The sequence below is a fragment of the Salmonella sp. 741265116_PST genome (genome assembly GCF_046567715.1).
GTDB classification, from domain to species: domain Bacteria; phylum Pseudomonadota; class Gammaproteobacteria; order Enterobacterales; family Enterobacteriaceae; genus Salmonella; species Salmonella enterica.
On sequence record NZ_JBKFPH010000019.1, the window covers coordinates 64,406 to 76,496 of the forward strand.

At 55.3% G+C, this 12,091-nt stretch carries 10 protein-coding genes; 9 read left to right on the plus strand and 1 reads right to left on the minus strand.

The window, feature by feature from the left end; genetic code table 11:
- Positions 1–218: 218 nt before the first annotated feature.
- From metE to ACLD11_RS14630, 7 genes are all read left to right on the plus strand, one after another.
- Complete coding sequence (metE, locus tag ACLD11_RS14600) at positions 219–2,480, plus strand: 5-methyltetrahydropteroyltriglutamate--homocysteine S-methyltransferase (protein ID WP_411015047.1); 2,262 nt, start codon at positions 219–221, stop codon at positions 2,478–2,480.
- A 152-nt stretch (positions 2,481–2,632) separates the two neighbouring features.
- Positions 2,633–4,048: a PTS transporter subunit EIIC gene (locus ACLD11_RS14605; protein WP_080108865.1), complete on the plus strand. Its 1,416-nt coding sequence runs from the start codon at positions 2,633–2,635 to the stop codon at positions 4,046–4,048.
- 16 nt (positions 4,049–4,064) lie between these two features.
- Positions 4,065–5,810: a sulfatase gene (locus ACLD11_RS14610; RefSeq protein ID WP_183058913.1), complete on the plus strand. Its 1,746-nt coding sequence runs from the start codon at positions 4,065–4,067 to the stop codon at positions 5,808–5,810.
- A 43-nt stretch (positions 5,811–5,853) separates the two neighbouring features.
- Positions 5,854–6,579, plus strand: coding sequence for a GntR family transcriptional regulator (locus ACLD11_RS14615; protein ID WP_079790794.1), 726 nt, complete (start codon positions 5,854–5,856; stop codon positions 6,577–6,579).
- Positions 6,576–6,920, plus strand: coding sequence for a YidH family protein (locus ACLD11_RS14620; RefSeq protein ID WP_079981873.1), 345 nt, complete (start codon positions 6,576–6,578; stop codon positions 6,918–6,920). Before ACLD11_RS14615 ends, ACLD11_RS14620 begins: the two co-directional genes overlap by 4 nt.
- On the plus strand, positions 6,917–7,264 hold the full coding sequence (locus tag ACLD11_RS14625) for a DUF202 domain-containing protein (protein WP_411015048.1): 348 nt from the start codon (positions 6,917–6,919) through the stop codon (positions 7,262–7,264). Before ACLD11_RS14620 ends, ACLD11_RS14625 begins: the two co-directional genes overlap by 4 nt.
- A 1-nt stretch (position 7,265) precedes the next feature.
- Entirely contained in the window at positions 7,266–8,561 is a 1,296-nt protein-coding gene (locus ACLD11_RS14630; RefSeq protein ID WP_411015049.1) for an anaerobic sulfatase maturase, read from the plus strand.
- A 79-nt stretch (positions 8,562–8,640) separates the two neighbouring features.
- On the opposite strand, the gene ACLD11_RS14635 is transcribed toward ACLD11_RS14630, so the two are convergent.
- Complete coding sequence (locus ACLD11_RS14635; protein WP_156010354.1) at positions 8,641–9,453, minus strand: dienelactone hydrolase family protein; 813 nt, start codon at positions 9,451–9,453, stop codon at positions 8,641–8,643.
- 258 nt (positions 9,454–9,711) lie between these two features.
- Here ACLD11_RS14635 and udp point away from each other — a divergent pair, with 258 nt between their 5' ends.
- A complete protein-coding gene (gene udp, locus ACLD11_RS14640) occupies positions 9,712–10,473 on the plus strand; it encodes a uridine phosphorylase (RefSeq protein WP_000045169.1) in 762 nt (253 codons plus the stop codon).
- Between the two features lie 139 nt (positions 10,474–10,612).
- Complete coding sequence (gene rmuC / locus ACLD11_RS14645; RefSeq protein ID WP_000355562.1) at positions 10,613–12,043, plus strand: DNA recombination protein RmuC; 1,431 nt, start codon at positions 10,613–10,615, stop codon at positions 12,041–12,043.
- Positions 12,044–12,091: the final 48 nt, after the last annotated feature.

Sequence of the window (12,091 nt, forward strand, 5' to 3'; positions counted from 1 at the left end):
CCATGAACAAATTGCGCTTGAGGAATATACAGTACCTTTACATTATGGATGTGTAAACATCCAGACGTCTAAAATCCGTCGTCTTTTAAATTGATGGTGCGTTGGCTGCGTTTCCTCACCCCGGTCACTTACTGATGTAAGCTCCCGGGGATGAGCAAATTTGCCGCCTTCCCTGAATTTAAAATACTTAGGATTTACATATAATTAGAGGAAGTAAAATGACAATATTGACTCATACCCTCGGTTTTCCTCGCGTTGGCCTGCGTCGCGAGTTGAAAAAAGCGCAAGAGAGCTACTGGGCGGGGAACTCAACGCGTGAAGCGTTACTGGCGGTGGGGCGCGAACTGCGCGCGCGTCACTGGGAGCAGCAGAAACAAGCGGGTATTGACCTGTTACCGGTAGGCGACTTTGCCTGGTACGACCATGTTCTGACCACCAGCCTGCTGTTAGGCAATGTGCCGGCTCGTCATCAGAACAACGACGGTTCCGTGGACATCGACACTCTGTTCCGCATTGGCCGCGGCCGCGCGCCAACCGGCGAACCGGCGGCGGCAGCGGAAATGACCAAATGGTTTAATACCAACTATCACTACATAGTACCGGAGTTCAGCAAAGGCCAGCAGTTCAGACTCACCTGGACACAGTTGCTGGAGGAAGTGGACGAAGCGTTGGCTCTGGGGCATAAGATCAAACCCGTACTGCTGGGGCCTGTCACGTATCTGTGGCTGGGTAAAGTGAAAGGCGAGCCGTTTGACCGCCTGACGTTGCTGAAAGACATTTTGCCGGTGTATCAGCACGTGCTGGCTGAACTGGCAAAACGTGGTATTGAGTGGGTCCAAATTGATGAGCCAGCGCTGGTGCTGGAACTGCCGCAGGCGTGGCTGGATGCCTTCAAACCGGCTTACGACGCGCTCGCCGGCCAGGTGAAGCTGTTGCTGACGACCTATTTTGAAGGCGTGACGCCAAACCTGGACACTATTATCGCGCTACCGGTACAGGGGCTACATGTTGACCTCATTCATGGCAAAGATGATGTAGCGGAACTGCATCAACGTCTGCCGGTCGACTGGCTGCTTTCTGCAGGCTTGATTAACGGGCGTAATGTCTGGCGCGCCGATTTGACCGAAAAATATGCGCAGATTAATGCCATTGTGGGCAAACGCGCGCTGTGGGTAGCATCCTCCTGCTCTTTGCTGCACAGCCCGATCGATCTCAGCGTCGAAACGCGTCTGGATACGGAAGTAAAAAGCTGGTTTGCCTTTGCGCTGCAAAAATGCGGTGAACTGGCGTTGCTGCGCGATGCGCTGAACAGCGGCGAAACGGCGGCGCTTGAGGAATGGAGCGCACCGATTCAGGCTCGTCGTCACTCCCGCCGCGTACATAATGCCGCGGTAGAAAAACGCCTGGCGGCGATCACCGCGCAGGACAGCCAGCGTGAGAACCCGTATGAGGTGCGTGCTGAAGCGCAACGCGCCCGCTTTAAACTTCCCGCCTGGCCGACGACGACTATCGGTTCGTTTCCGCAAACCACGGAAATTCGCGGCCTGCGTCTGGACTTCAAAAAGGGCAATCTCGACGCGAATAACTACCGCACCGGCATCGCCGAACACATCAGGCAGGCTATCATCGAGCAGGAGCGTTTAGGGCTGGATGTGCTGGTACACGGCGAAGCCGAGCGAAACGACATGGTGGAATACTTCGGCGAGCATCTGGACGGCTTCGTCTTTACCCAGAATGGTTGGGTGCAAAGCTATGGCTCCCGCTGTGTGAAACCGCCGGTAGTGATTGGCGATATCAGCCGTCCGGCACCGATTACCGTGGAGTGGGCGAAATATGCCCAGTCGCTGACCGACAAACCGGTAAAAGGGATGTTGACCGGCCCGGTGACTATTCTTTGCTGGTCATTCCCCCGCGAAGACGTGACCCGCGAAACGATTGCGAAACAGATTGCGCTGGCGCTGCGTGATGAAGTCGCGGATCTGGAGGCGGCGGGGATCGGGATTATTCAGATTGATGAACCGGCGCTGCGCGAAGGTCTACCGCTGCGTCGCAGCGACTGGGACGCCTATCTGGAATGGGGTGTGGAAGCCTTCCGCATCAACGCGGCGGTGGCGAAGGATGAAACCCAGATCCACACCCACATGTGTTACTGCGAGTTCAACGACATTATGGATTCGATCGCCGCGCTGGATGCGGATGTGATCACCATTGAGACCTCCCGCTCGGATATGGAGTTGCTGGAGTCGTTCGAAGCGTTCGACTACCCGAACGAAATCGGGCCGGGCGTGTACGATATTCACTCGCCGAACGTGCCGAGCGTCGAGTGGATTGAAGCCCTGCTGAAGAAGGCGGCACAGCGTATTCCGGCACAACGCCTGTGGGTGAATCCGGACTGCGGCCTGAAAACTCGCGGTTGGCCGGAAACCCGCGCGGCGTTAGCGAACATGGTCAAAGCGGCGCACAATCTGCGTCAGGCGTAAGAAAACATAGGCACCAGAGGAGGCTTCGGCCTCCTCTTTTTTTTGCGCTCGCGCCTGGTGGTTGAAAAGCGATCTTTATGATGACCATCACAAACATAATAACATTATATTGTTATAACAAATGGGGATGAAAACAAAAAAAGGACCTCTGTATGAACTACAACATGGTGGGTGACGCCATCGTTAAGCATTGTGGCGGGCTGGAGAATTTTATTCATGTGACCAACTGTATGACCCGCGTGCGGATGACCATTGCCGATCCGTCGTTGGTCGACATGCCCGCGCTCAAAGGTATCGAAGGCGTACTGGGCGTGGTGGAAGATGACACGCTGCAGGTGATAGTCGGGCCGGGAAAATCATCGAAGGTGGCGACGGTGATCAACGAACGGCTAAAAGGCGCGCCTGCTGTGGATACCACATTGAGCGGTGTCGAGCAAAAGGCGAAACTGGCGCGCGAAAAAGCGAAGAAGCAGACGCGTACCAAAGCTATTCTCAAACATATTGCGAACATCTTTGTCCCCATTCTGCCAGCGCTCATTGCGGCCGGGATTCTGATGGGGCTGAACAACGTGGTGGTCAACTCGGCGGCTTCATGGGCAATGAGCCATCATATTGCCGCCGTCGGCGACCTTTCGCCCACCCAGGTGGTGCTCGACCAGCGGCATCTGCTCGGCGTCAGCCAGTTCCTGGACATCGTCTCGAAAGCGCTGTTTGGCTTTCTGGCTATTTATGCGGGCATCACCTCGGCGCGTGAATTTGAAGGTAATCTGATTCTGGGCGGTCTGCTCGGCGCGATTACCATTATGCCGCAGGTGACGACGCTGGGGCTGATCCCCGGGCAGGGCGGGCTGATCGGCGTGATTTTTGCCGTCTGGTTGATGTGTCTGCTGGAAAAACAGGTGCGCCGATTCGTGCCGGATATCGTCGACGTGGTGGTGACGCCAACGGTCGTGCTGCTGGTGATGGCTGCTGCGCAGCTGTTTATCATCATGCCCGCGGCGGGTGTGGTCTCCAACGGTATTCTGCACGCACTTAACGGCTTACTGGAACACGGCGGCATTGCGGCAGGTTTTGTGCTTTCGGCGCTATTCCCGTTCCTGATTTCGCTGGGCCTGCATCACGGTCTGTTCCCGATTCACCTTGAGATGATCAACGCCACCGGTCACGCGCCGCTATTTGCTATCCAGATTATGTCTAACGCTGGCATGGTAGGAGCGGCGACGGCGGTACTGCTGCTGACCCGCGACCCGGTGATGAAAAAAATCGCCAAGGGTGCGATCCCAACGTCGATTCTGGCGGTGGGGGAACCGACGATTTTCGGCGTCAATATTCCGGCGGGGTTTGCCTTCATCACGGGGTCGATCGGCGCGGGGTTTGGCGGCGTGATGGTGGTACTGCTGGGAGTCTCCACCAACGGCGTCGGCGCGGCGGGGCTTTCGGCGCTACCGCTGATTGCCGACGGCAAATATCTGCAATACATCCTGGCATGGCTGGTGGGCTGTGCGGCGGCCTTTGCGCTGACGTATGTGGTCGGCAAGGTCCGTGGTTACGATAAAGAAATGGCGTGAATAAAAGGAATAGCACATGAAAGCAATTATGTTGATGTTTGATTCTCTCAACAAACGTCTGTTGTCAGCTTACGGGAGCGATCGCGCCATTACGCCGAATTTCCAGCGCTTAAAGGAGCGCACCGTACGGTTCGATAATTTTTATGTCGGCAGTATGCCCTGCATGCCCGCCCGCCGTGAGTTGCATACCGGACGCTATAACTTTCTCCATCGCGGCTGGTCGCCGCTGGAGCCGTTCGATGACTCCGTGCCGGAAATCCTCAAGAAAAACGGAATTCATACGCATCTGGTGACTGACCATAAACACTATTGGCGTGACGGTGGCGCGACCTACCACTCGCGTTATAGCACTTATGAGTTTATTCGTGGGCAGGAAGGTGACGCGTGGAAAGGCGTGGTCGATAAGCCGGAATATCGCTATGAATCCGGCGAACCGGAGGAGATCAAACAGCGGCGGATCGCCAGTCGGGTGCAGCACCAGATCAACGTGCAGTTTATGCAAAATGAGGACGATCACCATCTGGCGCGGACGATCAACAAAGGTCTGGAATTTATTGATATTAACTACGCCAGCGATAACTGGTTCCTACAACTGGAGTGCTTTGATCCGCATGAACCGTTTTTTGTGCCGGAAAAGTACCTGAAAATGTACGGTATCGACGACCCGTCGCAGTTTGATGGCTGGCCGCCGTACTACTTCGTGACTGAAAGCGCGGAGCGCAAGAGCGTGATCCAGAAGTACTACATGGCGCTGCTGACCATGGTGGATGCCTACGTGGGCAAGGTGCTTGATTACATGGATCGCTACGATCTGTGGCGCGACACGATGCTTATTGTCAATACGGATCACGGTTTTCTGCTTGGCGAGCACGAATGGTGGGGCAAAAATATCATGCCGCTGTATAACGAAGTGGCGAATACCCCCTGCTTTATCTGGCATCCGCAGTATGGCTGTGCGGGCGAATCGCGCCAGGCGCTGGCGCAGACGATCGATATCCCGGCAACGCTGCTCGACAGCTTTGGTCTGGACAAGCCGCAAGATATGCAGGGCGTTTCGCTGCTGCCGGTGCTGCGTGACGATACGCCAGTACGCGACCATGTGCTGTTTGGCTATCATGGCTGCCATATCAACATTACCGATGGCCGCTATGTTTATATGCGCGCGCCGGTTGAGCAGGGCGTTGACGGCCTGTATGAATATACGCTAATGCCGACGCGCATTAACCGCCGCTTCACGCCGCAGGAGCTTCAGGGCATGATGCTGCATCCGCCGTTCAGTTTTACCAAAGGCTGCCAGGTGTTGCAGGTGCCCGCCGAGTCGGTGATGACACGTGATGCCGACCGTTTTGGTCACCGCTTATACGATCTGACCGACGACCCGACGCAGCAAACGCAGTGTCACGATGAAAACGTCGCGCGGAAGCTGTGCGAGCGCATGAAGGCGATGATGGTGCAAAGCGACGCGCCTGCCGAGCTCTATCCGCGCTATGCGCTAAACGATGCCCACGCGCCGTTACTGGGGCTGGACCCGCACCTTCTGCCGGAGCTGGCGGCCTTCACGCCACAGGTTCGCTATGGCCTCTTTGCACTGCTGCAGCACCTCGAAGGAAGCGGGCAGGTTGAGTTGGCTACTCGGCTTCAGTCCGCCTGCCGGGCAGACTGGACGAAAGAAAATTTGTGGGCATTCGTACAGAATGAGGTTCCCGAGGAGCAGCATCAGAGCGTGTATTATAAGATGGCGTTAGAAATGCGACTTGATTAAGTAGTCTCCCCGGCTTTGGCCGGGGAAAAGGAGTACGGAGTTAATGAAAGAAGAACTGGACTATTCACGCGGCGCTAAACCATTATATGCCCAGCTACACGACATTCTGCTGGAGAAGTTGAAAACCGGCGAATACAAAAAGAATGACGTACTGCCTACCGAAGCGGAGTTTGAAGAGATCTTCGGCGTCAGCCGCATTACGGCCCGCCGCGCGCTGGCGGAACTGGCCGCGAAAGGGCTGGTAAAACGCCAGGCGGGGATTGGCACGATGGTGATCAGCACTTCCGAGAAACAGGAAGTCAAAGCCCGCGTGCGGCTGGTGGATGGGCAGCAGCAACATCCGATTGAACGTAATAATCTGAAGCTTGAGCAACTGCAACCCCCTGAAGCCGTGGCCCAGGCGTTTGAGGTTGATGGCAAAACGGCGCTGTCGCTATTAACCCGCACCATTTACCGGCAAAACGAGCAGCCCGCCCAGGTGAACTATATCTGGCTGACGCCGCGTCTACATCAGCTCACTCTTGATACGCTGAGCGGCGGCCTGTACAGAATGCTGGAGGAGAATGACGAAAATATCGATAGCTTCCAGGACGTGATTACCGCCGAGTTGCCGACAGAAGAAGACTGCCACATTTTGCAAATTCCCTCGTTGGAACCGCTGCTGGTGAAAACGCGTAAAGGCTATAATGACCGCGGGGAGCTGGTGGAATTCAGCATTGCCAAACACATCGCCAGCTGTTATCAGTATATTGTTGAGAATAGTCGATGAGCTGGCTGACTCAGGGAAAGGCTCCCGACTACCGTTTTTCGCTGGCCAATGAACGAACTTACCTGGCTTGGATTCGTACGGCGCTGGCCTTTATGGCCGCCGCAATCGGAATTGATCAACTGGCGGAAAATCTGGCGTCCTCCGGCGTGCGCGCGTTGCTGGTATGCGTGCTGGGGATCACCGCGGCCGCTCTCGCTTGGTACGCTTATCGACGCTGGTCCGGTAATGAACGCGCGATGCGCCACGATGCTGCGTTGACTTATCCCCAGCTTCTGATCTGGCTCAGCGCAGGTCTGATGGTCGTCATCATCACAACGTTAGCCGTTTTACTACTGCGATGATCGTTGATCTCCGCCCTTGTGATCCCGGCCTGCAGCCTCAGCGTACCGCGCTGGCCTGGCTCCGCACGACGTTCTCCGTATTCGTCCTGGCGCTGGTCACTGCGCGCGTTGGTTTTGCCCGTGGCTCTTTAGCCTCCGGCTGGGTGGGTAGCCTTGCTGTTGGGCTGGCGATCGTGCTGATGATTGTTACCCATTATCGTCAGCAGCAGGTCATTGCTGACGGTGAATTAACCACCCCGGCCTCCGTCCTGACTAAGCGGTTGCTGAGCATTATTCTCGGGCTGGAGGCCGTCTCGCTGGTACTGCCAGCCGCGCTAAGTCTTTTACCCGAAGGAGTATGTTGAGATGGCATTAGCCAGCTGTCACGTCATGGCGAAACCCACGGGTTCGGTGTGCAATATTGATTGTTCCTACTGTTTCTACCTGGAAAAAGAGGCGCTGTACCCGGAGCGTAATAAAAACTGGCGCATGTCGGATGAGACGCTCGAAAGCTATATTCGCCAGCACATTGAAGCACAGTCCGGGGATGCCGTCACCTTTGCCTGGCAAGGCGGTGAACCCACGATGATGGGGGTTGCCTTTTTCCGCCGAGTGGTGGAACTGTGCGCACAATACGGCCATGGGAAAAAGATAAAACATGCTCTGCAAACCAATGGCATCCTGATCGATGAAGAATGGGCGCGCTTTTTTGCCGAGCACCGCTTTCTGATTGGCGTCTCGATTGACGGCCCGGCCCATCTGCATAACCAGTATCGCGTTAATCGCGCTGGTAAAGGTACGCACGAGAAAGTGATGGCGGCGATTGCACTGCTGAAGGCCTACCACGTCGAGTTCAACACGCTTACCGTGGTGGGCAAGCACAACGTTGGGCATGCCCGCGAAGTGTATGATTTTCTGCTGGCGGCAGGCTCGCGATACATGCAGTTTATCCCGCTGGTAGAGCGAATGAGCACCGATAACTCATCGGTACTTAATCTGGTGATGCCCGGCGAAAGCGCGGCAAAGCTGGCGCCATGGACGGTACCGTCGTGGCAATATGGCGAATTTCTCAACCAGATCTTTGATATCTGGGTTCGTCGCGACGTAGACCGCGTCTATGTGCAGATGTTTGACGTGGCGTTAGCCGCCTGGACGGCGCAGCAGCCGGTACTGTGTGTACATTCCGAGACTTGTGGACATGCCTTCGCGCTGGAGTCGAACGGCGATCTCTACAACTGCGACCACTTTGTCTACCCGGAGCATCTGCTGGGAAATATCCACCAGCACAGCATCAAAGCCTTAAATAATAGCGAGCGGGCTATTGCCTTTGGCGAGGCCAAGCGGGAGACCCTGACCGCCGATTGTCGTCGCTGTGACTACCGCTTTGCGTGTCATGGCGGCTGTCCGAAGCATCGCTTTGCCGTCTCGCCGTCCGGTCATCCTGCGCATAATTACTTGTGTGCGGGCTATAAACATTTTTTCCAGCACGTTACGCCATATATGAATGTCTGGCGGGAGCTGCTGGCGCAAGGCTATCCGATGGCATCGATCATGCGCTGGCTGGCGCAGGACGCGCGTAAAGACACAGGAGCCGTCAGTCGTAACCATCCCTGTCCCTGCGGCAGCGGCAAAAAATATAAAAAATGCTGTGGTAAAGCATAGCTAACGTGGCGATGACGATTTGTTGAGCCTACACCGACTCCGGTCTCGTAGGCCCAACAAATATCGTAATGCGCTGTGGTTAACCTTTTTTGCCACCGTACTGCGCGAACCATTCCAGCATTCTTTGCCAGCCGTCTTTCGCCGAGGCTTCGTGGTAGCCCGGACGATAATCGGCATTAAACGCGTGCCCGGCATCGGGATAGACCACGATTTCCGCCTTCGCATTAGCGGCGCGTAGCGCCTGACGCATGGTTTCCACGCTCTCCTGTGGAATACTGGTATCCTGCCCGCCGTATAAACCCAGTACCGGCGCGTTAAGATCGGTGGTGATGTCAACGGGATGCTTCGGCGAATTGAGTGACGTGTCGCCCACCAGCTTGCCGTACCAGGCTACCGCCGCTTTTAACTGTGGGTTGTGCGCGGCGTATAGCCAGGTAATCCGGCCTCCCCAACAAAAACCGGTGATCATCAGCCGATGCGCATCCCCGCCGTTGCGCGAAGCCCAACTGGCGACGTGATCCAGGTCGGCAAGGACTTGCGAATCCGGTACTTTAGCCACCAGCCCGCTCAATAATGTGGGTATATCGGCGAAATTATTGGGGTCGCCTTCGCGGAAATAGAGCTCCGGCGCGATAGCGAGATAGCCTTCCAGCGCCAGTCGTCGGCAAATATCGCGAATGTGTTCATGTACGCCAAAAATTTCCTGTACCACAATGACCACAGGCAGCGCGCCGTCGCTCGCTTTTGGTCTGGCGTAATAGGCTGGCATATCGTCGCCCTGAGAGGGAATCGACGTTATCCCCGCGCTAATGGCCCCATCAGGCGTATGAATCATCGTAGGGGCAAGCGGGGAGGCTGCAGGTGCAAAGCCGGATGGATGTGTCGTTGTCATGGTATTCTCCGTACCCTTAAAAAATAGCGCAATCTTAACTATAGACAGTGTGTAACAAACCACATTGCCTTAAAGCGGCTATCTTTTGTGCAATGCCTGGCGATATTGATTATTTATTGTGACGCACATCACTTTTTAATGGTAAACGAGTGCAATTGTTTTACACCATAGTGATGGCTGTCACGAAAATATCTTTATGCCTTAGGTAAAGTGTCTTTTTGCTTCTTCTGACAAACCCGATTCACAGAGGAGTTTTATATGTCCAAGTCTGATGTTTTTCATCTCGGCCTCACCAAAAACGATTTACAAGGGGCCCAGCTCGCCATCGTCCCTGGCGATCCTGAGCGTGTGGAAAAGATCGCCGCGCTGATGGATAAGCCGGTTAAGCTGGCATCTCACCGCGAATTCACCTCCTGGCGCGCTGAGCTGGATGGCAAAGCAGTTATCGTTTGCTCTACCGGTATCGGCGGCCCGTCTACCTCTATTGCCGTGGAAGAACTGGCGCAACTGGGTATTCGTACCTTCTTGCGTATCGGCACCACGGGGGCTATTCAGCCGCACATCAACGTCGGCGACGTTCTGGTCACGACCGCATCCGTACGTCTGGATGGGGCGAGCCTGCATTTTGCGCCGATGGAATTCCCGGCGGTTGCCGACTTTGCCTGCACCACTGCGCTGGTTGAAGCCGCGAAATCGATTGGCGCCACGACTCACGTTGGCGTAACCGCCTCTTCCGACACTTTCTATCCGGGTCAGGAACGTTACGACACCTATTCTGGCCGCGTTGTTCGTCGCTTCAAAGGTTCTATGGAAGAGTGGCAGGCGATGGGCGTGATGAACTACGAAATGGAATCCGCTACGCTGTTAACCATGTGCGCAAGCCAGGGGTTACGCGCAGGTATGGTGGCGGGCGTTATCGTCAACCGTACCCAACAAGAGATTCCGAATGCGGAAACGATGAAACAAACTGAAAGCCACGCGGTGAAAATCGTCGTGGAAGCGGCCCGTCGTCTGCTGTAATTCTCCTCTCTTTTGCAAAGGCCGACGCGTTCGGCCTTTTCTTTTTGCGTGGCGCCTCGCAGGAAATCCCTTTTAAACTGGACGTTTATACAGCACAATTCTATTTTGTGCAGGACAGTGTGGTTCCAGGAGAGGTGTTGTGGATATTACTCTTATGATAAGCGCCGTCGTGGCGCTGGCGGCTGGGGCGGTGATTGGCTGGCTGGCGACGAAAGCGCATGCCGATCAAATCCGCGCCGATCTTATCGAAGAACGGCGTGAGCTGGATATCGAACTTAGCGCGGCCCGGCAGCAATTAGCGCAAGAAGCGCACTGGCGCAGTGAATGCGAGTTACTTAATAACGAACTGCGTAGCCTACACAGTATCAATACCTCTCTGGAAGCCGATCTGCGTGAAGTCACGACCCGTCTGGAAGCGACTCAACAACACGCGGAAGACAAAATCCGTCAGATGATCAACAGCGAACAGCGTTTAAGCGAGCAGTTTGAAAATCTGGCGAACCGTATCTTTGAACACAGTAATCGTCGCGTAGACGAACAAAACCGACAAAGCCTGAATAGCCTGCTGACGCCGCTGCGTGAGCAACTGGACGGTTTTCGCCGCCAGGTTCAGGAGAGTTTTGGCAAAGAAGCGCAGGAGCGGCATACGCTGGCGCACGAAATTCGTAATTTGCAGCAGCTTAACGCGCAAATGGCGCAGGAAGCGATCAACCTGACGCGCGCCCTGAAAGGGGACAATAAGGCGCAAGGAAACTGGGGCGAAGTTGTGCTGGCGCGGGTGCTGGAGGCATCCGGACTGCGTGAAGGCTACGAATACGAAACCCAGGTTAGTATTGAGAACGATGCGCGCTCGCGGATGCAGCCGGATGTCATCGTCCGCTTGCCGCAGGGCAAAGATGTGGTCATCGACGCTAAAATGACGTTGGTCGCCTACGAGCGTTACTTTAACGCTGAAGATGACTACACGCGCGAGGCCGCTTTACAAGAGCACATCGCCTCGGTGCGCAATCATATTCGCTTACTGGGGCGTAAAGACTACCAGCAGCTTCCCGGCCTCCGCTCGCTGGACTATGTTCTGATGTTTATCCCCGTAGAACCCGCTTTCCTGCTGGCGTTAGATAAACAGCCCGAACTGATAACCGAGGCGCTGAAAAATAACATTATGCTGGTAAGCCCCACGACGCTGCTGGTGGCATTACGGACGATCGCCAACCTGTGGCGCTATGAACACCAGAGCCGCAATGCGCAGCACATCGCGGACAGAGCCAGTAAGCTCTACGATAAAATGCGGCTGTTCGTTGATGATATGTCAGCGATCGGTCAGAGTCTGGATAAAGCGCAGGATAACTACCGCCAGGCGATGAAAAAACTTGCGTCGGGGCGTGGCAACGTTTTGGCGCAGGCGGAGGCCTTCCGGGGGCTAGGCGTGGAAATCAAACGCGAGATTAATCCGGATTTAGCGGAACAGGCCGTTACGCAAGATGAAGAATATCGTTTACGATCGATCCCTGAAGGGCGGCAGGATGAACATTATCCCAATGATGAACGGGTGAAGCAGCAGTTAAGTTAACCCATACGGAGTAGTTTAGTCCTGGCGCAGAGTAGGGCAAATTGGCCC

Coding starts and splice junctions, on each gene's coding strand:
- metE (WP_411015047.1), top strand. CDS start 219: ATGACAATATTGACTCATACCCTCGGTTTTCCTCGCGTTGGCCTGCGT.
- ACLD11_RS14605 (WP_080108865.1), top strand. CDS start 2,633: ATGAACTACAACATGGTGGGTGACGCCATCGTTAAGCATTGTGGCGGG.
- ACLD11_RS14610 (WP_183058913.1), top strand. CDS start 4,065: ATGAAAGCAATTATGTTGATGTTTGATTCTCTCAACAAACGTCTGTTG.
- ACLD11_RS14615 (WP_079790794.1), top strand. CDS start 5,854: ATGAAAGAAGAACTGGACTATTCACGCGGCGCTAAACCATTATATGCC.
- ACLD11_RS14620 (WP_079981873.1), top strand. CDS start 6,576: ATGAGCTGGCTGACTCAGGGAAAGGCTCCCGACTACCGTTTTTCGCTG.
- ACLD11_RS14625 (WP_411015048.1), top strand. CDS start 6,917: ATGATCGTTGATCTCCGCCCTTGTGATCCCGGCCTGCAGCCTCAGCGT.
- ACLD11_RS14630 (WP_411015049.1), top strand. CDS start 7,266: ATGGCATTAGCCAGCTGTCACGTCATGGCGAAACCCACGGGTTCGGTG.
- ACLD11_RS14635 (WP_156010354.1), bottom strand. CDS start 9,453: ATGACAACGACACATCCATCCGGCTTTGCACCTGCAGCCTCCCCGCTT.
- udp (WP_000045169.1), top strand. CDS start 9,712: ATGTCCAAGTCTGATGTTTTTCATCTCGGCCTCACCAAAAACGATTTA.